Here is a 24,550-nt window from a genome sequence, read left to right on the forward strand (position 1 = left end):
CAAGGGGCCTTAGCTCAGTTGGGAGAGCGCGTCGTTCGCAATGACGAGGTCAGGGGTTCGACCCCCCTAGGCTCCACCATTTCCTCTTGTACAGCACGACATCGTTCTGCCCCTCTCGGCGTTAGCTTTGGCTGCGCGCGGGCGACCTGCGTCGAAGCGGCCTTTCGTTGAGAGGGTCGTGAGCATTGGCAGTGCGGGGCAAAGTGCGCCTTCGCTACGGCTGCTTTTGAGATGGTTCAACAAACAATCCATTTCAAAAATCAGCCCGTTCTATAGAAGTCCAAATTGCTCAACTGCCCGTGCTACCTTACAGTCATAGAAAAACAATGAGGGATTCTATGTCAAAATCATTCATCGCTGCGTCGTCACTCGCGCTTACTGTTTCCATGCTTTCGGGATGCAGCGGTAACATGCAGGGTGTGGTCCGGGGTACAGGCGAACCGGTAACGTTTGCATACGAACAAGGCATGTCGAGTGACAGTTTAACAGCAACGATCGATCAAGAAGCGTTCGCTGGCAAAGCTGTCATGACGGGAGGCTCCACAACGATTGGTAATGTTGGCGCGTCTACGTTGGTAGCGTCCAGCTATACTGGAGACGCTGTTGCCACATTGATTGGCAATCAAGGATCAACTCTGTCCTGTCAGCTGCAATATGCTGACTCAAGTGGTTTCACGACAGCTGGCGGTGTCGGAGTGTGTCAACATAGCGATGGACGTCTTATCGATGTTATCTGGTAGCTGGAAACAGTCCTCATTTGACGCTGCCTGAACCCGAGTTCAAAATTCCATTGCTTTTTTGAACGCTCTCACCACCAATTCGGTAACAGACATTGGCTGCGCTGCAAAACACGGTGACAGTGGGCTCCTCACAGACTTTCGCCGCGTGCTGCCTGAACAGCAGCGATCGGCAATGGCGAGCACCGCTCGGCCCCATGAGAGGCAGATCTTTCTGACGAAGATGGCAGTCTTCCCGTCCTCTCAGATCGACAGGAGCAGGACCGCGTAGACCGCCGCCGCGCCGACGAAGGGCCAGAGACGGCTCTCGCGCTCCTCGGGCAGTTCCTCCTTGAGGACGTTCAGCACCACCCCGCCTGCGAGGAAGGCGAAGAGGAAGCCGATGGACAGCTCGGACAGGTCGGCGAAGCTGCCGAGGGCCCACCCACCGAGGACGGCGCCGGCGAGGATCCACCGGGCGACGTGATCGTAACGCGCCTTGTGATCCTGCCGCAGTCCGAAATCGTTGGTGACGAAATGCAGGGCCATGGCGATCCCGTAGATCACGAGCGACCAGATGCCCTCCTCCTCGCGGTGCAGCAGCAGGTAGCCGATGATGACGTTGTAGGCGGCGAAGGAGCCGATATGCAGCCAGAAGGTCCCGGCCGGATGCGCCTCTTCCTGCCCGGTCGCCATCTCTCTCTTGCGGGACGTCTTGATGGCGCGTTCCAGCCCGTAGAAGACCACGAGGCCGATCAGGGCGAGGGAATAGACGACGCCCTCCGCCATGCCCTCGTCGGTGCCCAGCTCCTCGGCGAAGATGCTGCGGTGCTCCGCGAGTTCGGGCAGCACGTGCAGGAAGACATAGGCCACCGCCACGCCTCCCGCGCCCGAGAGCCAGCGGCTGCGCGGCGTCCGGCCGAGGAAGGTCAGCCAGCCGATGCCGAGATGGACGACGGCGAAGAGGCAGGCGAAGAGGAGACTGAGAAGGATCATGGGGTAGCTTGTCGGGTCCAGGGGCAAGGCGAGGCGCGGATGTGGCCTTGCCGGACCGTACCACGATCCTGCGCGGCGTCACTCCCGTCCCATGAAGGGGGGGCGGCACCGGGCGAGGGCACGGCCGTTCATGTCGAGGCGCATCCGTCTTCGAGGTGAGGATCGGCCCGTCATTCTGCACCTCTGTCCGGACGCTCCCGGTCGCGTCGCGCAGTCAGGGCCTCTGGCCGGCCGCTGCCTCGCGCCGGTTGATCGAGGCGACCCAGAGGATCACCAGAAGGGCCAGCGCGGAGCAGGCCTGCATGAGCCCCGCGAGGATCCAGTGGCCCGCGGACGGGGTCAGCGCAGCGCCCGCGATCGCCGACAGCACCGCGCCTCCGCCGATCATGCAGGCCCCGCCGAGGCCGCTCGCGGTGCCTGCAAGCCGCGGACGGACCGACAGCATCCCCGAGGTGACGTTCGGCAGGACGAGGCCGTTGCCGATGCCGACCCAGATGAACGAGCCGAAATAGACGACGGGCGAGACCGGACCCGTCGCCATCCAGAGCGCCAGCGACGCCAGGCCAGCGGCGCAGACCACGCAGCCCAGGATCGCCATCCGGTCGATGCCGACGCGGCTCGAGTAGCGCCCGGTGAGAAAGTTGCCCAAGGCGTAGCCCACCGCCGGAAAGCCGAAGAACCCGCCCATCTGGGATGGCGACAGGTCGAACACTTCCGTCGCGACGTAGGGCGCACCGCCGAGGAAACTGAAGAACGCGCCCGAGGCCAGCATCGCGGTGAGGCAGTAGCCCCAGAACCGGCGCGACGTGACGAGTTCGGGGTATTCGCGGAACTGAGCCGAGAAAGTGGCTGCCGTGTCCGTCGCCGTCTCGCCGAGATCGAGGTGGATGAGGGCGGCCACGCCCGCGCCGCAGACGAACAGCAGCCAGAAATTGGCCTTCCAGCCGAACACCTCGTCGAGAACGCCGCCGATCATCGGACTGATCATCGGGACCAGAGCCATGCCCATCGTGACGTATCCGATCATCGAGGCGGAGCGGTCGGGGGGATAGATGTCCCGCACGACGGCGCGGGAGAGCACCAGCCCCGTCACCACCGCCGCCTGCATCATTCGCCAGAAGAGAAAGCCGCCGGCGCTTGCGGCGAAGAGGGTGCCGAGCGTCGCGAGAAGGAAGATCGCCATCGCGCCGAGAAGGACCGGGCGACGTCCGAACCGGTCCGAGATCGGACCGATCAGGATCTGGAGGACGGCGTTGATGCCGAGATACGCCGTCACCGTCAGCTGCATCACCGCGTAGGGCGTTCCGAAATGCTCCGTCATCGAGGGCAGCGACGGCAGGAACACGTTCATGCTCAGCGCCGAGATGCTGGCCAGGGCGACGAGCGTGACGATGTGGGGCGGGGTAGTCCGGTCTAGAAAACGGACGCTGGGGGAGCCGGCCATGAGTGACGCTATAGGCAACCCCGAGGGGCATGCCAACGGCCTATCTTGCATGCCCGCACTTGCCATGCAGGCCGGCAGCCATTTGGATGGACGGCGCCGAATGGGCGCGCGGGGGAGGATGCAAAGCGCATGAAGGAGATCGTCGAGGAACTGGAGGCGCGGCGTGCGGATGCGAGGCAGGGCGGCGGCGAGAAGCGCATCGCGGCTCAGCATGCCAAGGGCAAGCTGACCGCGCGGGAACGGCTCGACCTGTTGCTGGACGAGGGCTCCTTCGAGGAGTTCGACATGTTCGTCCGCCACCGATGCACCGATTTCGGCATGGATGAGCAGCGTCCGGAGGGGGACGGCGTCATCACCGGATGGGGCACGATCAACGGCCGGATGGTCTGCGTCTTCAGCCAGGATTTCACTGTCTTCGGCGGATCACTGAGCGAGACCCACGCCCAGAAGATCTGCAAGATCATGGATATGGCCGTGCGTGTCGGAGCCCCCATCATCGGGCTGAACGATTCGGGCGGCGCGCGCATCCAGGAGGGGGTCGCCTCCCTGTCGGGCTATGCCGAGGTGTTCCGGCGCAACATCGAGGCATCGGGCGTCGTGCCGCAGATCTCCGTCATCATGGGCCCCTGCGCGGGCGGAGCGGTCTATTCGCCGGCGATGACGGATTTCATCTTCATGGTGGAGGGCACGAGCTACATGTTCGTGACCGGCCCCGACGTGGTGAAGACGGTCACGAACGAGGTCGTGACGGCCGAAGAGCTGGGCGGCGCCTCCACGCATACGCGCCGCTCCTCTGTCGCGGACGCGGCCTATGCGGGGGACGTGGAGACGTTGGCCGAAGTGCGGCGACTGGTGGATTTCCTGCCGCTGTCAAACCGCTCCGACGCCCCTGTCCGCCCGTTCTTCGACGCCCCCGAGCGGATCGACGAAAGCCTCGACACGCTTGTCCCGTCCAGTCCGACCATGCCCTACGACATGAGGGAGCTGATCCTGAAGATCGCCGACGAGGGCGATTTCGACGAGATGCAGGCGCAGTTCGCCCAGAACATCATCACCGGCTTCATCCGCATCGAGGGGCGGACGGTCGGCGTGGTCGGCAATCAGCCGATGGTGCTTGCCGGATGCCTCGATATCGATTCCAGTCGCAAGGCTGCGCGGTTCGTGCGGTTCTGCGACTGCTTCGGTATCCCGATCCTGACGCTGGTGGACGTTCCGGGGTTCCTGCCGGGGACGGGGCAGGAGTTCGGCGGGGTCATCAAGCATGGCGCCAAGCTGCTCTTCGCCTACGGCGAAGCGACGGTGCCCAAGGTGACCGTGATCACCCGCAAGGCCTATGGCGGCGCATATGACGTGATGAGCTCCAAGCATTTGCGCGGTGACGTCAACTACGCATGGCCGACGGCCCGGATCGCCGTAATGGGCGCGAAAGGGGCAGCGGAAATTCTCTATCGCTCGGAGCTTGGCGATCCGAAAAAGATCGCCGAGCGGACGGCTGATTATGAGGAGCGATTCGCAAATCCGTTCATCGCTGCGGAACGCGGCTTCATCGATGACGTGATCCAGCCGCATGCGACGCGGAGGCGCGTGGCGCGGGCCCTTGCCGCTTTGAGGGGCAAGAACGCCGAGTTGCCGTGGAAAAAGCACGACAACATCCCGCTATGAGGCGCCTCCGGGCATCATTGGTTTTACTTTCGAGGGATGTTTGCGCCGTCATTGCCGAGACTTGCATAAATCATTTGCGGAAAATGGATAACATGCGTCATCATCCCGCCATGATCCGGGACCGAATCGGTTCCGGGCCGCGGAACACCACTGGCCAAGGAGGCGCCGACCAGTTTGTCGGCGAGCGCCAGCTACCGGGCATTAGAGCCCGGTCAATCCGCGCCGGTGTTGGGAGGCGCCGGCGCGGATTGCGTTCCATCTCCCTCTCACTTTCGCTCCTTTTGGCATCGGCCGCCGTCGCGGGCCCTCTCCCCTCGGGGCAGGAGGTCATTCCGCTCGACCGCTTCGTCGAACGCCAGGCGAGCGGCGAGACATGGCTCATTCTTCGCTATCTTGCCCCCAGGATCGCGGCGAAAGGCGGCGATCTCGACTACATGGCGGTCGAAGCCGATCTCGATGCGCTCTGCGCCGAAGAGGTCTCGGGCGTCGATGCGCAGAAAGCTCAAGATATCACCGTGATCCTGCTGGATCGTCCGGTCGAACGCGGTGCCTCGGACACCGACGCGACGATGTTCATAGGCGCATACCGGGTGGAGCAGGGGGCCTGCGTCTGGCAATGAATGCGCGATATCCTGCGCCTTGATGGTGCAGCCAAGTCACAGGACACGGGCCGAATGCACGCTACCTATTTCCCGACGGAAATTCACGCTATCGTCAGCGGTGGACGCCCCAGGGCGACCGCAACACCCAAGTGGAACCCGATCACGCCAACGTGCGTTCGAGGTTTCGATACACCTTACAGGAGACAGGGATGTCCACGAGCATTAAAGTCATTTTCGCCCTCGGCCTCGTTGCCTTCGCTGCGGCATGTGCGCAGGAAGAAGAAGTGGTCTTCGTCGAAGAGCCCATCGTCGCCGAGCCGGTCTACAGCAAGTACTGAGCCGACGCAGTGGCGGGCTTGTCAAAGGCCCGCCACACTGCTCCCGCTCCTCCGTCCGGTCGAGGGTGCGGCATGATCAAGCATCGCGGATTCCCAAGCCGCCTGACCGGCACCGATTTCACATTCACGATCCGGCGCGCGAACAAGGCGGGGCCCACGCCCCTCATCGAGCGCAAGCGTTTCGCCGATCGCCGTCCGGCGGATCGCGCGGCCGATGCCGCCTTCATGGCGGCGCTTTGGGATCAGTTCGGAGACGAGCCGTTCGAGCGTGGCAACCTCGACGGCGGACGGCTCTCCTGGTTTCTCGGCCGCGAAGTCCTGCCAGCGTCCGAACCGTTCGATCCAAAGGATTACAGCCAGCTTCTCAGGATCGACGTCGCTGCCGCACACGCCGCGTTTCCCAATTCCGTGCCGTCTGAGGCCGGGGAATGGGGAGAGGACGAGGAGGCGGCCGAAGGCGGCGCCGAGGAGGACGACGAGGATTGGGCGTGATCCGGCGCATGGCTCCACTCGGGCGGCCGACATCGGCCGCCCGTGGTGCCGTGCCGGATCGTCTCGTGCCGGGCGCGCCCCGGCGCTCCGGCAGCGCGCTTCCCCGAGGCGAGAGGGCGCGCGCCCCAAGGACTGCCTTCGGCGGCATTGCGCCGAATTGGAACATTTCCTGCACCCGCGAGTTGCTGCGGCGTACCGCGCGAAGCACTGTTCCATTGAGCAGCAACAAAACAGGAAGATTTTCATGCAAGCCCTCATCAAGCCCGTTCTCGCCCTCTCCGTCGTTGCCGGTCTCGCCGCGTGCGACACCGATCTCGAGCGGGGCGTCACCGGCGCGGCCATTGGCGGCGTGGCTGCGTCTGCCACCGACAACGACGTTGCGGCCGGTGCGGCCGTCGGTGCCCTCGCTGGCGTCTATTGCGACGACGCGGGCGTCTGCCGCTGATCGGCCTCGGGCGGCACCGCGCCGCCTGATCCGGACTCAAGAACGCCACCTCGGCCGCGCCGCCGGGGTGGCGTTTTTTCGTTGTATCGGCGCGTCCCTGAGGGAGGAGCGCCGATGTTCGGCAAGATCCTGATCGCCAACCGCGGTGAGATCGCCTGCCGCGTCATTGCCACCGCGCGGAAGATGGGGATCAGGACGGTCGCCATCTACTCCGATGCCGACCGGGTCGCGCTCCACGTCCGCATGGCGGACGAGGCCATCCGGATCGGTCCTGCGCCGGCGGACCAGTCCTACATCTCCATACCTCGCGTCATGGAGGCGGTTCGCGCAAGCGGCGCCGATGCGGTCCATCCCGGCTACGGCTTCCTGTCGGAGAACAAGGCCTTCGCCGAGGCGCTGGAGGCCGAGAGCGTCGCCTTCATCGGTCCCGGCGCCCACGCCATCGAGGCGATGGGGGACAAGATCGCCTCGAAGAAGATCGCCGCGGAGGCCGGTGTCTCCACCGTTCCGGGGTATATGGGGCTGATCGCGAACGAGGACGATGCCGCCCGGATCTCCGGCGAGATCGGCTATCCGGTGATGATAAAGGCCAGCGCCGGCGGCGGCGGCAAGGGCATGCGCGTCGCCTGGACCGAGGCGGAGGCACGGGAGGGCTTCGGCTCCTCCCGGTCCGAAGCGCGCTCCAGCTTCGGCGATGACCGCATCTTCATCGAGAAGTTCGTCACCAGCCCGCGCCATATCGAGATCCAGGTTCTGGCGGACGGGCAGGGGAACTGCATCCACCTCGGGGAGCGCGAATGCTCCATCCAGCGCCGGAACCAGAAGGTGATCGAGGAGGCCCCCTCACCCTTCCTCGATGGGGCGACGCGCGCCGCGATGGGGGGCGAGGCCGTTTCGCTGGCGCAGGCGGTGGGGTATCGCAGTGCGGGCACGGTCGAGTTCATCGTGGATGCCGAGCGGAACTTCTACTTTCTCGAAATGAACACCCGCCTTCAGGTCGAGCACCCGGTGACGGAGCTGGTGACCGGGATCGATCTTGTCGAGGAGATGATCCGGATCGCGGCCGGCGAGCCCCTGCGGCTGCGGCAGGAGGATGTGAAGACGTCTGGATGGGCCATCGAGAGCCGGCTCTACGCCGAGGATCCCTATCGCAACTTCCTGCCGTCCATCGGGCGTCTGACCCGCTACCGCCCGCCCCGCGAGTTTGCGCGCGAGGACAAGGCGGTGCGGAACGATACCGGCGTCTTCGAGGGCGGTGAGATCTCGATGTTCTACGATCCGATGATCGCCAAGCTCTGTACCTGGGGGCCGGATCGACAGGCTGCGCTCGAGGCGATGCGCGAGGCGTTGGATGCGTTCGAGGTGGAGGGGATCGGGCACAACCTTCCCTTCCTCAGCGCGGTGATGGACCATCCCCGCTTCGCAGCCGGGGAGCTGACGACGGCCTTCATTGCCGAGGAATACCCCGAGGGGTTCAGCGGTGCCGAACTTCCGGAGGACACGCTGCGCCGCATCGCCGCTTCCGCCGCCGCGATGTTTCGCGTCGCCGAGATCCGGCGCGCGCGGATCTCGGGGCGGATGGACAATCACGAGCGGCGTGTCGGCGCGTCCTGGGTCGTTGCGCTTGCCGGCCGGAGTTTCGCCGTGGAGGTGGAGCCGCGGGAGGGCGGGGCAAAGGTGCGCTTCGCCGATGGCGCGGTTCATGACGTCGTGAGCGACTGGACGCCGGGGCAGACGCTCGCGCGCATCGAGGCAGATGGCGATGCCGTGACGCTGAACGTCCGGACGTGCGCGACGGGATTCCGCATCCGGCACCGCGGCGCGGATCTCGACGTGAAGGTCTGGACGCCGCGGCAGGCCGAGCTGGCCGCCCTGATGCCGGAGCGAGCCGCGCCGGATACATCCCGGCTGCTGCTATGCCCGATGCCGGGGCTCGTCGTTGCGCTTCACGTCGAAGAGGGCCAAGAGGTCGAGGAGGGGCAACCGCTCTGCACCGTCGAGGCGATGAAGATGGAGAACATCCTGCGCGCCGAGCGGAAGGCCCGCGTCGCCGCCGTGAAGGTCTCCAGCGGGGACAGCCTCGCCGTGGACGAGATCATCATGGAGTTCGAATGAACCGCCTCGCGTCCTGGGCCACCCACGCCCTTGCCTTCGTTGCCGGACTTGCCGTCGCGTGGGCCGTCAACGCCGCGCTGGCCGGGGTGGTGCTTTCGAGCGGCCGTCTGGCTGCCTTCATCGGAACGCTGGTTGTGCCGGCGTTCGGGGGCCTCGCGGGCTATGCCGGGTCGTGGATGATCCTTGCCGGGCGGCTTCTCAAGGGGCGGTTCTGGGCCGGGGCGTTCGCGCTCGTCGTGCTGATCTGGGGGGCGGCGCTCTACGGCATGCTGGCCGGATACGTCACCTTTAAGGAAGGCGCTGGCGCTGCGCTTGTCCTGCTGTTCGTGACCGGTGGTATCGCGATGACGCGCAGATGACCTGGGCGGCGATCGACCCGCGGATCTGGCAGGCGGTGATCGCCGGGGCCTTCCTCGCCATCGGCTGGATGGTGAACGGCTGGCAGAACCGCAAGGCGGACGAGCGGCGGTATCTCGAAGGGATCGCGCGGGACAGGGAGCAGCGCGCCGAGCGCATCCGCGACATCCACCGCGCCCTCTTCGCGGAGATCAGCGCCCACGTCCACAACCTCGGATCGGAGGCGCTTCTGGACGGGCACGAGGCGCAGATGGCAGAACGCTTCGCGGCGGAGCCGTCTCACGTTCCGCTCATTCCGACCGAGCAGGATGACATGATCTTCCGTGCAGTGACGGGGGAGATACACATCCTGCCGCGCACCTCGATCGACGCCGTGGTGCTGTTCTACCGCCAGCTTCGCGCCATCGCGACACTCGCGCGGGACATGCGCTCGACCGCCTTCGCGAACGCCGAGACGTCCTCGAGGCTGGTCATGTACGGCGATTATATCGAGATGAAGAAGCAGGCCCTGCGCTACGGGCTGATCGCGCTGCGGCTGATCGAGGTCTATGCCGAAGACGGGCCGGAGGCGGCACGACAGGACGAGCGGGCGATCCGCGATGGCCTAGTGCCGCCGCGTCCGCGCCGTGCGGTCAATACCCCGGGCGCGGCCCGGTTCGACCGGTCGTCGGAATAGGCGTGTGGGTCTCGCGGTCCATCGACGGTCCTTTCCCTCGGCGGAGCGCCGGGCGCTCCCATGCCCCTGATATAGCGTTTCCCGCCTGATTTTGCAATTCTGCCCCGCTCAGGAGCCGCCGCCGCTGCGCTGCTCCCGCATCTCGTTCTGCCGAAGGGGCATCTTGTCGATGGTGCGACTGATCTCCCGCACGTCCCACGGGAACGGCTTGCGGAGCTCCACCCGCCCGTCCTTTCCCATGATCACCAGCGCGAAGCCGCGCGGACGGAGCTGGGAGCGGACGCCGGACCGGGCATCGGGGTCTGTGTCGGTCACCACGATGACATCCCGCGAGATCAGCTCGTCCGGACGGGCGGAGAGAAGCTCCACCTGTTCGATGAAGCGGGGATCGGCCGGGGTGTCCGCGAAGACGACGATGGGCCGCCGCGTCCAGAGGTAATCGGCCAGATCGACCTCGGCGGCATCGCGGATCTCCAGCGGAAGATCGGCATCCGGCGGCTCCGGTGCATCCTCCGGCAACGGATCCGCGCCGACGGCAAGCGCATCCTCACCCTCCGGTGCATCCGTCTGGGCGAAAAGAGCGCTCCCCCCGATGAGGAAGAGAGCGCCGGCGAGGGCAAGAAAACGGAAGGTCGCGTGGACATGCATGGGGGTTATATAGTCAATCGGGGGGCATAGGCGAAGACATGCCCGGACCCGAGGAGATCACGATGACGCATGAGACCGGCCCATCGACGCCGCCTTCCCTCAACGACTGGGCCGATCTCGTGCGCAAGGAGACGAAGGGACGGACCCCGGGCGAGCTCGTCTGGCACACGCTGGAAGGGGTTTCGGTGAAGCCGCTCTACACCGAAGCGGACCTCGAGGGGCTTGCGCATATCGGCTCCCTGCCGGGGTTCGCACCCTATGCGAGGGGCGTGCGTGCGACGATGTATACCGGGCGGCCCTGGACGATCCGGCAATATGCGGGCTTCTCCACCGCCGAGGAGAGCAACGCCTTCTACCGCCGCGCGCTCGCCGCCGGGCAGCAGGGCGTCTCCGTCGCGTTCGATCTTGCGACCCACCGCGGCTATGACAGCGATCACCCCCGCGTCGAGGGGGACGTGGGAAAGGCCGGCGTCGCCATCGACAGCGTGGAGGACATGAACGTACTCTTCGGAGGCATTCCCCTTCAGGACGTGTCCGTCTCCATGACCATGAACGGCGCGGTGATCCCGATCCTCGCCTCCTTCATCGTGGCGGGGGAGGAGCAGGGCGTCCCGCGCAGCGAGCTCTCCGGGACCATCCAGAACGACATCCTGAAGGAGTTCATGGTCCGCAACACGTATATCTATCCGCCCGAGCCCTCGATGCGGATCGTCGCGGACATCATCGAGTACACCGCGGGGGAGATGCCACGGTTCAACTCGATCTCGATCAGCGGCTACCACATGCAGGAGGCCGGGGCGAACCTCGTCCAGGAGCTGGCCTTCACCCTGGCGGACGGGCGGGAATACGTGCGCGCCGCCATCGCGCGGGGGATGGACGTCGACCGCTTCGCGCCGCGCCTGTCGTTCTTCTTCGCCATCGGCATGAACTTCTTCATGGAAGCGGCAAAGCTGCGGGCCGCGCGGCTCCTGTGGTCCCGCGTGATGGAGGAGTTCACGCCGCAGGACCCGAAGAGCTCCATGCTGCGCACCCATTGCCAGACCTCCGGCGTCTCGCTGGCCGAGCAGGATCCCTACAACAACGTCATCCGGACGGCCTACGAGGCGATGAGCGCGGTTCTGGGCGGAACGCAATCGCTGCACACCAACGCCCTGGACGAAGCCATAGCCCTGCCGACCGACTTCTCCGCCCGCATCGCCCGCAACACCCAGCTCATCCTGCAGGAGGAGACCGGAGTCACCGGCGTCGTCGATCCGCTCGCCGGATCCTACTACGTCGAGCGGTTGACCGGGGACCTCGCCGAAGCCGCCTGGGCGTTGATGGAGGAGGTCGAGGAGATGGGCGGAATGACGAGGGCCGTCGCCTCCGGCATGCCCAAGCTCCGGATCGAGGAGACCGCCGCCCGGAGACAGGCGAACATCGACAGGGGGGAGGACGTGGTCGTCGGCGTCAACCGGTACCGCAAGGAGACCGAGGATCCGATCGACATCCTCGACATCGCTGGAGAGACGGTCCGCGCGGGCCAGATCGAGAAGCTGGCGCGGATCCGGGCGGATCGGGACGAGGGAGCAACCGCGGCCGCGCTCTCGGAGGTGGAGCGCCGTGCCCTGGAGGGGGGCAACCTCCTCGAGGCCGCGGTGGAAGCGGCGCGGGCGCGCGCGACGGTGGGGGAGATCAGCATGGCCATGGAGAAGGTCTTCGGCCGTCACAGGGCGGAAGTGAAGACGCTCGCCGGCGTCTATGGCGCTGCCTACGACGGCGATGCGGAATTCGAGGCGATCCAGAGGGACGTCGCGGCCTTCGCCGAGGAGGAGGGGCGTCGGCCGCGGATGATGGTGGTGAAGATGGGGCAGGACGGCCATGACCGCGGCGCCAAGGTCATCGCGACGGCCTTCGCCGATATCGGCTTCGACGTGGATGTCGGGCCGCTCTTCCAGACGCCCGAGGAAGCCGCACGCGACGCGGTGGACAACGACGTTCATGTCGTCGGCATTTCCAGCCAGGCCGCCGGACACAAGGCCCTCGCTCCGAAACTGGTGGAGGCCCTGCGCGTCGAGGATGCCGGCGATATCCTCGTCGTCTGCGGCGGCGTGATCCCGAGCCAGGATTACGAGTTCCTGAAAGGCGCCGGGGTCTCCGCGATCTTCGGCCCGGGCACGAACATTCCCGATGCCGCGCGCGGCATTCTTGATTTGATCCGAAAGGCGCGCGGCGACCGCACGGCGTGAACGGCAGGGAGTGGCCGGTGCCGGAGGGGGTCTTTGCTAGGATCCGCTCCCTCAGGGGGCGTCACCGGAATACCTGGCGCGTGGTTGACGGTGGGGCAGATCTGTCCGGTCGCGCAGAGGACAAGACAACGACCGCCCCCGTGGGATCAGATGTCCCATAAATCGGCCCTCTGATGTCACAGGCCCGCCGAAGGGGTAGGGCGCGGCGATCACGAGGACCTTGCGAGCCTTTTCCGGCGAACGACCCCTCTGTGCGGCGTTGCGGCATTCCTGTAGAATACAACCATGTCGATCTGGACCCGCATCACATCCGCTCTCTCCGCGCTTCGCAACGGCGAGGGCCTGGGCGCTCTGCTCGACTTCGGCACGCCGCCGGAGCGCTCGGTCGGCTTCACCATCGCCGTGATCGCGCTCGGCGCGAAAATGGCGAAGGCGGACGGGTCCGTGAGCCGCAACGAGGTGGCGGCCTTTCGCAAGGTCTTCCAGATTCCCGAGGAGGAGCTGGCAAACGCGGCCCGCGTCTTCAACCTCGCGCGCACCGACGTGGCGGGGTTCGAGGAATATGCTGGCAAGATCGCACGGATGTTTCCCACCGGCGATCCCGTGCTCGGTGACGTGATGGAAGGCCTGTTTCACGTGGCCGTGGCGGATGGGGCCTATCACCGGGCGGAAGCGAGGTTCCTCGAACGAGTGGCCGATATCTTCGGCCTGCCGGGGTCGCAGTTCGCCGCGATCCGGGCGCGCTTCGTCGGCGATGCCGCGCCGGATCCCTATGCGGTCCTCGGCGTCACGCCGGACATTCCGCTCGACCAGATCCGCAGCGCCTGGCGCAGGCAGATCAAGGAAAGCCATCCCGATCGCATGATCGCCCGCGGTGTGCCGCAGGAGGCCGTGCGGATGGCAGAGGCGCGGATGGTTCACCTGAACGCCGCCTGGGACCAAATATCACGGGAGCGCGCATGATCTTTCCGAACGACCTTCGCCCGCTAAATCTCTACGCCATGAAACAGATTGCCGCCTACGCCCTCATCCTCGCCATTGCCACGCCCCTCCACGCGCAGGATGAGGATCCGCCCATCGCTCCCCTGCCTGACGTGGAAAACGAGGGCGAGTCCCTCGGGGATACAGCCCGTGACCTCTTCGACGGCTTCCGGGAGGAGGTCGAGCCCGACCTGCGGGACCTCGCCGAGGACCTTGAGCCCTCCCTCCGCCGCTTCGCCCGGCAGATGGGGCCGATGCTCGGCGAGCTTCAGGACATGATCGGGGACGTGAGCAATTACGAGCCGCCGGAAAAACTGCCGAACGGTGATATCATCCTGCGCTACAAGGATCCGGAGGAGGATGGAGACGCTCCGGAGCCTGGCCCCGAAGACGAGGGGACGGCCGGGGCCGGGGAGCCGATCGACCTGTGACGCTTGTGGAGTCCCCTGACCTGGAGAGCGCGCCGGCCGCGCTGCCGCCCGACGAGAGCACGCCGGCGCTTGTCGCCTATCACCTCGCCCGCAACGGGAAGGGCGAACCGCTCGGCCCCATAGCGCCGGGCGAGCCGCCCGAGGAGGGCGGCGGTTTTCTCTGGATCCACATGTTCCGGGACAGCCCGGCCGGTCAGGGCTGGCTTCACGGTGCCAGCCTCGTTCCGGTGGTCTTCAACGCTCTCACGGCAGACGAGACGCGCCCGCGTTGCACCGTCCACGATGGCGGCGTGATCCTCAACCTGCGCGGGGTGAACCTCAATCCCGGCGCCGAGCCGGAGGACATGGTCTCCATTCGTCTGTGGATCCAGGGGACGCGCGTGGTCAGCGTGGTGCGCAATCCGCTCGCGGCGGTGCTGGACATCAGGGATGAAATCGCGCGGGGGCAGGGGCCGGTCACTCCGGGCGATCTCGTCGCCAGGCTGGCCCTTCGGCTTGCGGACCGGACGGAGCCGATCGTCACCCATCTCAACGAGCGGATCGATACGCTCGAGGAGGAGATGCTGTTCGGCGGCACGGAGAACGTCTCGCGGCACGAGCTCGGCGACATCCGCGCCATGTCGATCCAGATGCGGCGGTACATGTTCCCTCAGCGGGACGCGCTCTCCACCTTCGAGATCGAGGATCTGACCTGGCTTACCAAGGCCGACAGGGTGCGCCTTCGGGAGGCGACGGAGCGCGTGACCCGTCTCGGCGAGGAGCTGGACGCGATCCGGGAAAGGGCTCAGGTCGTACAGGATCAACTGATGGATGCCCGCTCCGAGCAGATGAACCATCAGATGCTGGTCCTGTCCGTGGTGGCCGCGATCTTCCTGCCGCTCGGCTTCATTACCGGTCTGCTCGGGATCAATGTCGGCGGAATGCCGGGGGTGGAGTCGCCCGCCGCGTTCTGGATCGTGTGCCTGATCCTGGCCGTGACCTGTGCCGGGCAGCTGATCCTGTTTCGCCAGATGGGGCTTCTGGGGCGGCGCAAGCGGAAGCGCGGGGCCGGGCCCGCTCTGGCAGACGACCCGAGTTAACTCGTCCAAGGAAGGACGGTTAGACGAACACGAAATTTCGCAGAAATTTCGAATTCAGGAAGTGGTTTCGGCGGGGGCACACAGTGGCCGATGCCCATGTCCCCCGGACGCGTCGTGCGCCCTGCCTACAGCTTCCGGCGCGATCAGATGTTCTCGGCCTGCGGCATGCCGAGGACATGGAAGCCCCCGTCGACGATGATGATCTCGCCCGTGGTGCAGGACCCGTAATCGGACGCAAGGTAGACCGCCGTGCCACCGATGGCGTCGAGCGTCGCATTTTCTCGCAGGGGCGCGTTCATCTCGGTCATCCGGAAGGTGCGACGCGCGCCGCCGATGGCGGCTCCGGCCAGCGTCTTCATCGGACCGGGCGAAATCGCGTTCACCCTGATCTTCTCCGGTCCCAGATCGTTGGCGAGGTAGCGAACGGTGCTCTCCAGCGCCGCCTTCGCCACGCCCATCACGTTGTAATACGGGGTCACGCGATTGGAGCCCTGGTAGGTCAGGGTCAGGATCGTCCCGCCCTCGGTCATCAGCGGGCGCGCCCGGCGCGCGACGTCGATCAGGGAGTAGGTGGAGATGGTGAGGGAGTTGCGGAAATTCTCCCGCGTGGTGTTGATGAAGCGGCCAGCGAGTTCCGCCTTGTCGGAGAAGGCAATGGCATGGACCAGGAAATCGAGCTTGCCCCAGCGCTCCTCGATCTGTTCGAAAGCGCCGTCCATCGAGGCATCGTCCATCACGTCCGCATCGATCAGGAAGTCGGAGCCAACGCTTGCGGCCAGGGGCTCGACGCGGCGGCCGAAATTCTCGCCCTGGTAGGTAAATGCCAGTTCGGCCCCCTCGGCGGCCACTGCCTTGGCGATGCCCCACGCGATGGAGCGTTCGTTCGCGACGCCCATGATGAGACCGCGTTTGCCTGTCAGCAGGTCGGCCATGGGCCTACTCCTCGTAGCGGGACAGCAGCATCGATCCGTTCGTGCCGCCGAAGCCGAAGCTGTTTGTCATGACCGTGTCGAGCCCGGCCGTCTCGCGCAGGTCCCTCGCGATCTCGCCCTCGTGCAGGGCGGGATCGAGGGTCTCCACGTTGATCGAGGGGGCGATGTAGTCCCCCTTCATCATCAGGAGGCAATAGATCGCCTCCTGCGCGCCGGTGGCGCCCTGGCTGTGGCCCGTCATCGACTTGGTGGAGCTGATCGGTGGGGTGCTGCCCTCGCCGAAAACGCGGCGCACCGCTTCCACTTCGCCGACATCGCCCACCGGCGTGGAGGTGCCGTGGGCGTTGATGTAGCTGACCTTGCGTCCCTCGGGCAGGGTGTCGAGCGCGAGGCGCATGGCCCGTTCGCCGCCTTCGCCCGACGGGGCGACCATGTCATGCCCGTCCGAGGTCGCGGCAAACCCTGTCACTTCGGCGAGGATGTTGGCGCCGCGGGCCTTCGCCCGCTCCAGCTCCTCGAGGACGACCATGCCGCCGCCGCCTGCGATGACGAAACCGTCGCGGTCCTTGTCGAAAGCGCGGCTGGCCTTCTCCGGGCTGTCGTTGAACTTCGAGGACATTGCACCCATCGCATCGAAGAGACAGGACAGCGTCCAGTCCAGCTCCTCCCCGCCACCGGCGAACATCACGTCCTGCTTGCCCATCTGGATCTGCTCCGCTGCCGCGCCGATGCAGTGCAGCGAGGTCGAGCAGGCCGAGGTGATGGAGTAGTTGATGCCCTTGATGCTGAAGGCGGTGGACAGGTTCGCGCTCACCGTGGAGGACATGCCGCGCGGCACCATGAGAGGCCCGATGCGCTTGGGGCTGCCTTTTTCGAGCACGATCTGGTGCGCCGCGAATAGGTTGGAGGTGGAGGGCCCGCCGGACCCGGCGATGAGGCCGGTCCTGGGATCGGAGACTTCAGCCTCGGTCAGACCGGAATCGGCGATCGCCTGCTGCATCGCGATATGGGCATAGGCTGCGCCCGGTCCCATGAACCGCAGGGCGCGCTTGTCGATATGCTCGGAGGGATCGATCTTCAGCGTACCGGCGACCTGGCTGCGGAAGCCGTGCTCGGCCATCTCTTCGGAGCGTTCGACGCCCGAGCGGCCGGCCCTGAGGGCGGCATCCACTTCGGACGGATTGTTGCCGATGGGGGAGACGATCCCCAGTCCCGTGATGACGACGCGGCGCATGGCGCCTCCTTTCGGCTCAGCTGCTGACATTCGCGGCGGACAGGCCGACCTTCATGTCGCGGACTTCGCAAACGGTCTCGCCGTCCGCTTCGACCCGGCCATCGGCCACGCCCATCTTCAGGCGCCGCTCGATCACGCGAGTGAAGGTGATGTGGTAGGTCACGAGCTTGCGATCAGGGCGGATCATGCCCGAGAGCTTCACCTCGCCGGCGCCGAGCGCGAAGCCCTGGCCGGTCCAGCCGCGCCACCCGAGGTTGAACCCGGTCAGCTGCCAGAGTGCGTCCACCATGAGACAGCCCGGCATGACCGGATTGCCCGGAAAGTGGCACGGAAAGAACCAGAGGTCGGGCGTGATGTCGAACTCGGCCGTGACGTGGCCCTTGCCGTTCTCGCCGCCATCGCCGCTGATATCCGTGACCCGATCCATCATCAGCATCGGCGGTTCGGGAAGCTGGGCATTGCCCGGCCCGAACAGCTCACCGCGCGCACAGCGCAGAAGGTCGTCCTTGTCGAAACTGGTCGGAAAATCCGCCATGTAGCCTGCCCCTGGGGTTGGTCCCGTGTCGGTTTCGCTTCCTACCATTGCGAAGAAGCACGGCGCAATAGCTCGGCCGGGCCTGGGCCCAATCAAGTGGGTGCCCCGAAATCCAATTGAAAACACGGGGTAAGATGCCATATAAAACCGTGCAATGACCAAACCCAGCGACACCCTTTCGGAAAAGGCCGTGGAGCGAGGCAGCAATTGGCTCTCTCGCGCCGGCCTTCGGCCCACCCGCCAGCGGGTCTCTCTGGCGTCTCTTCTCGTCGGCGACGGCGAAGACCGCCATGTCACGGCCGAAAGCCTGTTCGAGGCATCCCGCAGCGCCGGGGAGAAGGTCTCCCTCGCGACGGTGTACAATACGCTGAAGGCGTTTTGCGATGCGGGCCTGATGCAGGAGATCACGGTCGATGGCTCGAAGAGCTATTTCGACACACGGATCGACGATCACCCCCATTTCTATTGGGACGATACCGCCGAGCTGTTCGATGCGCCGGCGGACGAGCTGGAGATCGTCCGGCTTCCGAAGGCTCCGGGCGGCGCGCGCATCTCCAAGGTGGATGTCGTGATCCGTCTCTCCCGGGACTGATCTCGAGGTAGAAAAGATCACCGCTTAGTCTCCCGCCAGTTCGGGCGGCGGTGTCCTTCCCATCGAAGCGCACCCCTTGGCAGCGACAAGCCGTCCAGACGGCACTCCCGAGAGACCTTCGTTCCCACCGGGGCGCGCGAAAGCGGGTCCCGAGGCGCCTCAGGTGGCCGTCGCTTCCTTCTGTGCATTCGACAGATCGGGCTCGACATGGGGCAGGGCAGGCGCGTCCGTTTCCGCTTCCTTCTGCGCTGCCGCATAGACCTTGTCCGCCGGAGGCGTCGTGGTCTGGTGGATCCTCGGCAGCTCGTCGTCCCGCCCGGACAGGAAGATTGCAATTCCCCGCATTCCGGCGACGTGATCGGCGAAGGCGCGCAGGGCGATGAGCGTCGGCACGGCCACGATCATCCCGACGACGGACCACGCCCATCCCCAGAAAGCGACGGAGATGAAGACCACGACGGGGTTCAGCTTGAGGCTCCGGCCGACGGCATAGGGCGTTACGAACTGTCCCTCGAAGCTCGTCAGCAGGAAATAGACCGCGCCCGCAATCAGGGCCTGGCCCACGGTGGGTAGCGCGACGATGCCGATCACGGTGGCGAGCGCCACGCCCGCGATGGCGCCGATATAGGGCACGAAGTTGAAAATGAACGCGACCGCTCCGAACAGGATCGGGTTCGGCATGCCCAGGCCCCACATCGCGAGCGCGATGCTGACGCCCAGTCCGAAGTTGATGATCGAGATCGTGAAAAAGTACCGGCTGAGCTTGCGCTCGATGTCGTAGGCGATGCGGATCGCGTTCTTCTTGTCGCGGAAGGTCGGTACGGCCTGCACGATCTTCTCGTAGAACAGATCTCCGACGCTCAGCAGGAAGAACAGCAGAACGAGGGTCAGGATCGCCTGTCCAAGGACGTACGGTGCGACCATGGCAAGTCGTGCGAGCATGCCCGGCTCGTCGCTCACCACCACCTGCTGTGGTTGCGCAGTGGGGGCGCCGCCGGACGCCGCCGCCGCGGCGGGGTCTGCCGCGGCGCCATCGCCGCCCGCGGAACTGGCGAGATTGCTCATGCGCTCGTTCGCTTCGGTGACGGTACGTAGCGCCTCCGAGAACACGGATAGTTTCTGCTCGACCTGGCTGAGGATGGTCGGCGCGTCGTCGATATAGTCCCGGATCGGGGCCGAGAGACCGACCACGGCCGCGACAAGGGTCACCAGAAGCATGAGGACGATCAGGCCCGCCGTGATGCCGGCCGGTACGCCGAGGCGCGACATGCCGCGCCGGACGGGGCTGAAGGTCAGGGCGAGCAGGAAGCCCATGATCACCGGCAGGAAAAAAGCCCGCGCTATGACAAGCGACGCGCAGGCCGCGATCACGAAAAGACCGATCAGGGCTACAGGCGCCACGCGGTTCCGCGTGCTCTCGTCCATCCGCCCTGCCTCCCGGCTTGAGCCGTCCTCCTCTGCCGGTTCGGGGGCGGGGGGCGGCGCGGTCATGTAATTCGTCTCGACATGAGCGGCAAATGAACGGAAGCCCTAAAGGTTCCGCCGGCGCAGAAGGTTTGAGGGAGCGCGTATGGAGCAGGCCGCGCCCTTTAGCGCGTCAGACCCACTGGCCGGGCTCCATCAATCCAAGGTCCATAAGTTCCCGCGACGTCCAGGAAAACGGGATGGAATTATACCAGGTGAAGCTCTCGATATCGAAGGTCGACCCCGGGTTGAGCTTCAGCGCCTTTGCGGTGCGGAACGAGCAGACCGCCGCGGTCAGGTTGTTGTGCCACGCGCAGGCATAGGTGTTCAGCTCTTCCTCCGAGAGGGTGAAGTCGGGTCTGAGTGTCCGGCCTCGCGCCGTGCGGAAGAGGCTGACCCGATCGATCCGGCGCCGTGCCTTCGGGACGTGTTCCTCGAACCGCCAGCGCAGGCCGCCATAAAAATCGAGTTGCCTGTCCAGCGGGCCGTCCTCGCCCTGCCGGGCAAGCGCGAAATACCCGGCCTTGTCCAGATGCGCCCGCTCGAGCGAGACGGCGTCGGGATGGGCGGCGAGGTCGTCCGAGTAGAGATCGACCACATAGGTCAGCATCGCATCCCGCCGTTCCTCGGCATGGAAGGCCAGCATCTCTCCGACCGTCCGCGTCTCGCAGAACGGATAGATGAGGTATTCGGCGTTGTAGCAGTAGTGCAGCCATGTCCCCTCGGGAACCGCGGCCGAGATCCGGTTCACCGCTTCGACGAGCGGCCAGTCAGCGGACGTGTCGAAGGCAACGGGTTGGATGCGCCCCTCGGCGTCCGTCTCCACCTCGATTCCCTCCGGTGCGAGCGCGACGATTGTCCGGAAGCCGCTCGTGCAGAGGTGCCGCAGGGTGGAGGCGATTTCGACGCTGTCCTCCAGCAGCACGACCGCCACGGGGCCTGTCGCGGTGCGGGCGTCGGGCGAGGCGAGGAAGGTATCCAGGGAGGGGTAGGGCACGGGGGGACTTCAGTCCTTCGGCTGTCTTGCGGGCGCCACCATAGGGCGGGGACGCATGGCCTATCAATGCCGGGCGGTGCCGAAGGGCGCCCGGCGATGCGGCGTCCCGTCGCCGGAAAGACAGGGAAGGACGAGATGGAGGAGGGTGCGCCGGACGCGCGGATGTCGGCGGGCGTAGTGTTGATCTGCGGCACGGCACGCCCTGCCGGCCGGTCGCCGGGATCGTGGACGGCCCTCGGGGCCGCCCACGTCATGGCCCGGGATCAGTGGGCCATCATCTTCCCGGCCACCTCGTCGCCGCTCAGATCCGCGGGATAATAGGTCGGCCAGTTGGTGACTTCCTCGAGAAGCGCGGCCCGGTCGTCGCCCCAGTAAAGGTGGTAGTGCCCGGCATCTTCCGGCGCGATGGCATGGTCGCTGAACTGGATGAAGTCCGGAGCGTCCGCGTCGCCCTCGCTCTTCTCGAAGATGTAGCGGACACCGCGATTGCCCTTCTCGTAGGTCAGCACCTCGTGGCCGTCGTCCTCGTATCGCCCCTGAAGCGGCACGCCGCCGCTGAAGAAGGTCACCGTATCGCCGTCCATGGTGATGCGCTCGACGTCGGTCTCGTAGCCGACCTCGTAATAGGCCTTGTACTCGTCCTCGGTCATGTCGCCATGATCGGCCTTGTGGGCCATCACCGGGTCGAGCGTGCCGTCCTGCAGCAGCGGGAAGACCGACTGCCAGTCGCCCTCCCAATCCGCGAGGGACCGCGCTTCGATCTGATCGTCGTCGAAATAGCCGCTGTGGACGTCCTCATCGTGATCGTGATCGTGCGCATGCTCCCCGGAATGATCGTGGCCGGCGGCATCTTCGCTCGTCTGGGCGAAGGCGGGGGCGGAGAAGGCGAGCGCGGATCCGGCGGCGAGGACGCCGAGATACTTGTAGAATGCGGTCTGCATGGAAAGCTCCTGTGCTGGGGCTCGAAAATTCAAATATCGTTATGATAGTACATAACTGTTCGGGCTTACCGGAGTGACCCGGCCTTGGCAACGCCCGGCGATCGCGACCGCCGCCCGCCCATGCCGAAGCCCACAATCGTCGCGCCGGGCCCGGACCCCGGGGCCCGTTGCGATACGGCGTCCGAAGCGGTATCGGTGCCGGGTTCCGCTCCGAGGTGATGTCCCATGACCGAACAGCCGAAGAAGAAACTCTTCATCAAGACCTATGGCTGTCAGATGAATGTTTACGACAGCGAGCGCATGGCCGAGGCCATGGGCGGGTCGGGCTACGAGCGGACGGACACGGCCGAGGGGGCGGACATGATCCTGCTCAACACGTGCCACATCCGGGAGAAGGCAGCGGAGAAGGTCTATTCCGAGCTCGGTCGACTGAAGCCCCTCAAGACGCTGAATCCCGACCTCAAGATCGGCGTCGCGGGGTGCGTGGCGCAGGCGGAGGGGGAGGAGATCCTCGCCCGGCAACCGATTGTCGACATGGTCGTCGGTCCGCAGAGCTATCACCGCCTGCCGGAGCTGGCCGCCGGCGGCCGCGCGGCGGTGCTGACGGAATTCGACGAGGACAAGTTCGCCCATCTTCCCGCCCGGCCGAGCCCGACGCGGGGTCCGGCCGCCTTTCTCACCGTGCAGGAGGGCTGCGACAAGTTCTGTGCCTTCTGCGTCGTGCCCTACACCCGCGGCGCCGAGGTGTCGCGCCCGGTCGCCCGCGTGATCGGCGAGGCTGAAGGGCTGGCGCGGCAGGGGGTGCGGGAAATCACGCTCCTCGGTCAGAACGTCAATGCCTACCACGGCGCGGACGGCGACGCGACGCGCAGCCTCGGCTGGCTGGTCCGGCGCCTTGCGCGGATCGAGGGGATCGAGCGCATCCGGTACACGACGAGCCATCCGAACGACATGGAAGACGACCTGATCGCCGCCCATGGAGATTGTCCCGAGCTGATGCCGTACCTGCACCTGCCGGTGCAATCGGGCAGCGACCGGATGCTCAAGGCGATGAACCGCCGCCACACCGCCGAAAGCTATCTTGCCCTGATCGGCCGGTTGCGCGCGGCCCGGCCGGACCTCGCCCTCTCGGGGGACTTCATCGTCGGCTTCCCCGGCGAGACGGATGCGGATTTCGAGGACACGATGAGCCTCGTGCGCGCCGTGCATTACGCGCAGGCCTATTCGTTCAAGTACTCCGCCCGCCCCGGCACGCCAGCCGCTGAACGCGACCCGGTGGCGCCCGATGTGGCCGATGCGCGGCTCCAGACCCTGCAGGCGCTCCTGGCGGAGCAGCAGGCGGAAGCGCAGGCCGCAATGGTGGGCCGTGAGACGCGCGTGCTCGTGGAGAAGGCCGGCCGCCTTCCGGGGCAGCTCGCCGGGAAGTCGGAGCACCTGCACGCGGTTCATTTCGAGGCGGATCTGCCGAAAGGCGAGATCGCGCGCGTGCGCATTGTCGAGGCCGGCTCGCATTCGCTTCGCGGCGAGGCGATCGGGGGCTGAGCGTCCGGCCGGGGCTACAATGCCCTTCCGCTCACGCCAACTGTCGCCGAATAAACTGAAAAACCGGACTTTCGCAGACTTCACAGCGACGCGAGACCGCTCTAGTGTCAAGGGCGATGCGCAGACCCTGGGGGGCTGTCGCACCTCTTGTTCCAGAGGGTAGTAAAGGGCGACTGTTGTGAAGATTTCACCGAAGCGGGGCCTGAGGGGCCTCATCCCGGCGCTGGCCGCGTGTGCACTGGCGCTCGGCGCCATGGCCACCTCCGCCACCGCGCAGGAGAAGTACATTCCGACGATCTGGGTCGACCCGGACGGGTGCGAGCACTGGGTCATGGATGATGGCGCCGAGGGCTACATGAGTTCCCACCTCGACAGCGAAGGCCTGCCGATCTGCCGCATGGGCGCGATCTGCGGCGTGATGAATTCCGATACGCTCTTCGCCACGGACAGCGCGACGGTCCGGCCCGGTGCCCGCCAGAGCCTGGTCAGCTTCTTTCGCTCCGCCGATGCCCGCGCCTTTGCGATCACCGGCCACACGGACAGCCGGGCGAGCGACGAGTACAACATGAACCTGTCGCAGCGCCGCGCGAGCGCCGTGGCGCAGGTGGCGCAGCAGGCCGGCGTTCCGGTCCTGTCCGTCCGCGGCTACGGAGAGCGCCAGCCGCGCGCCTCGAACGCCACCGCCGCCGGCATGGCGCAGAACCGCCGCGTCGAAGTGCAGTGCATCAAGTGAGGAATGCCACGATGAACACGATCAGGACCGTCGCGATCCTCGCCGCACTCGGCACGTTGTCCGCCTGCGCCGTGCCCGCCGACAAGGGCCGTGACCGCGGGATCGATTCGAAGGATCTCAGCCAGCTTCAGGCGGGGATCTGGATCGATCCCAACGGCTGTGACCACTGGATCATCGATGATGGCCTCGAAGGTTACATGGATGTCCGCCGCGACCGTTACGGCAAGCCCGTCTGCTCCGGCGCCGGCGCGCCCAACACCGTCGTCGGGCCCTTCAAGAGCGGCTCCTCGTTCCCCGACCCGCGGTAGGTCCCGGCCCCAGCACGGGCCGTCCGGCAGCATCGCCCTGCAATATTTCGCCGCGGACCCCC

At 66.0% G+C, this 24,550-nt stretch carries 25 protein-coding genes and 1 tRNA gene; 17 read left to right on the forward strand and 9 right to left on the reverse strand.

The window, feature by feature from the left end; all coding sequences use genetic code 11:
• Positions 1-3 precede the first annotated feature (3 nt).
• A tRNA-Ala gene (locus tag RM543_RS05475) sits at positions 4-79 on the forward strand.
• A gap of 901 nt (positions 80-980) precedes the next feature.
• Here RM543_RS05475 and RM543_RS05480 read toward each other — a convergent pair.
• Complete coding sequence (locus RM543_RS05480; protein WP_311689905.1) at positions 981-1,712, reverse strand: ZIP family metal transporter; 732 nt, start codon at positions 1,710-1,712, stop codon at positions 981-983.
• Positions 1,713-1,926: 214 nt separating this feature from the next.
• Positions 1,927-3,156: a multidrug effflux MFS transporter gene (locus RM543_RS05485; protein WP_311689906.1), complete on the reverse strand. Its 1,230-nt coding sequence runs from the start codon at positions 3,154-3,156 to the stop codon at positions 1,927-1,929.
• A 129-nt stretch (positions 3,157-3,285) separates the two neighbouring features.
• Between RM543_RS05485 and RM543_RS05490 the strand changes: the two genes are divergently transcribed.
• From RM543_RS05490 to RM543_RS05525, 8 genes are all read left to right on the forward strand, one after another.
• Positions 3,286-4,818, forward strand: coding sequence for an acyl-CoA carboxylase subunit beta (locus RM543_RS05490; protein WP_311689907.1), 1,533 nt, complete (start codon positions 3,286-3,288; stop codon positions 4,816-4,818).
• A 92-nt stretch (positions 4,819-4,910) separates the two neighbouring features.
• Positions 4,911-5,438 (forward strand): DUF6497 family protein, encoded by a 528-nt coding sequence (locus RM543_RS05495; protein WP_311689908.1) that lies wholly within the window; start codon positions 4,911-4,913, stop codon positions 5,436-5,438.
• Between the two features lie 191 nt (positions 5,439-5,629).
• Positions 5,630-5,758, forward strand: a complete 129-nt coding sequence (locus tag RM543_RS05500; RefSeq protein WP_255415161.1) for a hypothetical protein — start codon at positions 5,630-5,632, stop codon at positions 5,756-5,758.
• Positions 5,759-5,830: 72 nt separating this feature from the next.
• Complete coding sequence (locus RM543_RS05505; RefSeq protein ID WP_311689909.1) at positions 5,831-6,250, forward strand: hypothetical protein; 420 nt, start codon at positions 5,831-5,833, stop codon at positions 6,248-6,250.
• Positions 6,251-6,494: 244 nt separating this feature from the next.
• Complete coding sequence (locus RM543_RS05510) at positions 6,495-6,695, forward strand: hypothetical protein (protein WP_311689910.1); 201 nt, start codon at positions 6,495-6,497, stop codon at positions 6,693-6,695.
• Positions 6,696-6,809: 114 nt separating this feature from the next.
• Complete coding sequence (locus RM543_RS05515; protein ID WP_311689911.1) at positions 6,810-8,810, forward strand: acetyl-CoA carboxylase biotin carboxylase subunit; 2,001 nt, start codon at positions 6,810-6,812, stop codon at positions 8,808-8,810.
• On the forward strand, positions 8,807-9,169 hold the full coding sequence (locus RM543_RS05520) for a hypothetical protein (protein ID WP_311689912.1): 363 nt from the start codon (positions 8,807-8,809) through the stop codon (positions 9,167-9,169). The genes RM543_RS05515 and RM543_RS05520 overlap by 4 nt, the downstream gene beginning before the upstream one ends.
• A complete protein-coding gene (locus tag RM543_RS05525; protein ID WP_311689913.1) occupies positions 9,166-9,843 on the forward strand; it encodes a hypothetical protein in 678 nt (225 codons plus the stop codon). Before RM543_RS05520 ends, RM543_RS05525 begins: the two co-directional genes overlap by 4 nt.
• A gap of 108 nt (positions 9,844-9,951) precedes the next feature.
• On the opposite strand, the gene RM543_RS05530 is transcribed toward RM543_RS05525, so the two are convergent.
• Positions 9,952-10,491, reverse strand: coding sequence for a DUF4174 domain-containing protein (locus RM543_RS05530; protein WP_311689914.1), 540 nt, complete (start codon positions 10,489-10,491; stop codon positions 9,952-9,954).
• Positions 10,492-10,553: 62 nt separating this feature from the next.
• Between RM543_RS05530 and scpA the strand changes: the two genes are divergently transcribed.
• The 4 genes from scpA (at position 10,554) to RM543_RS05550 (ending at position 15,210) form a co-directional block, all read left to right on the forward strand.
• Positions 10,554-12,719 carry a methylmalonyl-CoA mutase gene (gene scpA, locus RM543_RS05535; protein ID WP_311689915.1) on the forward strand — a complete coding sequence of 722 codons (2,166 nt, stop codon included), beginning with the start codon at positions 10,554-10,556 and terminating at the stop codon, positions 12,717-12,719.
• Positions 12,720-13,004: 285 nt separating this feature from the next.
• Positions 13,005-13,682 (forward strand): molecular chaperone DjiA, encoded by a 678-nt coding sequence (locus RM543_RS05540; protein ID WP_311689916.1) that lies wholly within the window; start codon positions 13,005-13,007, stop codon positions 13,680-13,682.
• A gap of 38 nt (positions 13,683-13,720) precedes the next feature.
• Positions 13,721-14,131, forward strand: a complete 411-nt coding sequence (locus RM543_RS05545) for a hypothetical protein (RefSeq protein WP_311689917.1) — start codon at positions 13,721-13,723, stop codon at positions 14,129-14,131.
• Between the two features lie 5 nt (positions 14,132-14,136).
• The gene (locus RM543_RS05550; RefSeq protein ID WP_311689918.1) at positions 14,137-15,210 is read left to right on the forward strand and encodes a zinc transporter ZntB; all 1,074 of its coding nucleotides are present in this window, start codon (positions 14,137-14,139) and stop codon (positions 15,208-15,210) included.
• 143 nt (positions 15,211-15,353) lie between these two features.
• Here RM543_RS05550 and RM543_RS05555 read toward each other — a convergent pair whose 3' ends face one another.
• Genes RM543_RS05555 through fabA form a run of 3 tightly spaced genes read right to left on the reverse strand, consistent with a single transcriptional unit; the run spans position 15,354 to position 17,911 of the window.
• Entirely contained in the window at positions 15,354-16,142 is a 789-nt protein-coding gene (locus RM543_RS05555) for an enoyl-ACP reductase FabI (protein ID WP_311689919.1), read from the reverse strand.
• A 4-nt stretch (positions 16,143-16,146) separates the two neighbouring features.
• Positions 16,147-17,376, reverse strand: coding sequence for a beta-ketoacyl-ACP synthase I (fabB, locus tag RM543_RS05560; protein ID WP_311689920.1), 1,230 nt, complete (start codon positions 17,374-17,376; stop codon positions 16,147-16,149).
• Positions 17,377-17,392: 16 nt separating this feature from the next.
• The gene (gene fabA / locus RM543_RS05565; protein WP_311689921.1) at positions 17,393-17,911 is read right to left on the reverse strand and encodes a bifunctional 3-hydroxydecanoyl-ACP dehydratase/trans-2-decenoyl-ACP isomerase; all 519 of its coding nucleotides are present in this window, start codon (positions 17,909-17,911) and stop codon (positions 17,393-17,395) included.
• Between the two features lie 154 nt (positions 17,912-18,065).
• On the opposite strand from fabA, the gene irrA reads away from it, so the two are divergent.
• A complete protein-coding gene (irrA, locus tag RM543_RS05570) occupies positions 18,066-18,503 on the forward strand; it encodes an iron response transcriptional regulator IrrA (RefSeq protein WP_311689922.1) in 438 nt (145 codons plus the stop codon).
• A 159-nt stretch (positions 18,504-18,662) separates the two neighbouring features.
• Here the strand turns inward: irrA and RM543_RS05575 are convergent, their stop codons facing one another.
• From RM543_RS05575 to RM543_RS05585, 3 genes are all read right to left on the reverse strand, one after another.
• Complete coding sequence (locus tag RM543_RS05575; RefSeq protein WP_311689923.1) at positions 18,663-19,994, reverse strand: AI-2E family transporter; 1,332 nt, start codon at positions 19,992-19,994, stop codon at positions 18,663-18,665.
• Between the two features lie 106 nt (positions 19,995-20,100).
• Positions 20,101-20,964: a hypothetical protein gene (locus RM543_RS05580; protein ID WP_311689924.1), complete on the reverse strand. Its 864-nt coding sequence runs from the start codon at positions 20,962-20,964 to the stop codon at positions 20,101-20,103.
• 263 nt (positions 20,965-21,227) lie between these two features.
• Positions 21,228-21,905, reverse strand: coding sequence for a metal-binding protein ZinT (locus RM543_RS05585; RefSeq protein WP_311689925.1), 678 nt, complete (start codon positions 21,903-21,905; stop codon positions 21,228-21,230).
• A 225-nt stretch (positions 21,906-22,130) separates the two neighbouring features.
• Here RM543_RS05585 and miaB point away from each other — a divergent pair, with 225 nt between their 5' ends.
• From miaB to RM543_RS05600, 3 genes are all read left to right on the forward strand, one after another.
• Positions 22,131-23,447: a tRNA (N6-isopentenyl adenosine(37)-C2)-methylthiotransferase MiaB gene (gene miaB / locus RM543_RS05590; protein ID WP_311689926.1), complete on the forward strand. Its 1,317-nt coding sequence runs from the start codon at positions 22,131-22,133 to the stop codon at positions 23,445-23,447.
• Positions 23,448-23,700: 253 nt separating this feature from the next.
• Positions 23,701-24,180 carry an OmpA family protein gene (locus tag RM543_RS05595; RefSeq protein WP_311691314.1) on the forward strand — a complete coding sequence of 160 codons (480 nt, stop codon included), beginning with the start codon at positions 23,701-23,703 and terminating at the stop codon, positions 24,178-24,180.
• Between the two features lie 11 nt (positions 24,181-24,191).
• On the forward strand, positions 24,192-24,488 hold the full coding sequence (locus RM543_RS05600) for a hypothetical protein (RefSeq protein ID WP_311689927.1): 297 nt from the start codon (positions 24,192-24,194) through the stop codon (positions 24,486-24,488).
• The last annotated feature ends 62 nt before the right edge of the window (positions 24,489-24,550 follow it).

The sequence above is a fragment of the Tropicimonas omnivorans genome (assembly GCF_031846565.1).
Taxonomy (GTDB): domain Bacteria; phylum Pseudomonadota; class Alphaproteobacteria; order Rhodobacterales; family Rhodobacteraceae; genus Tropicimonas_B; species Tropicimonas_B omnivorans.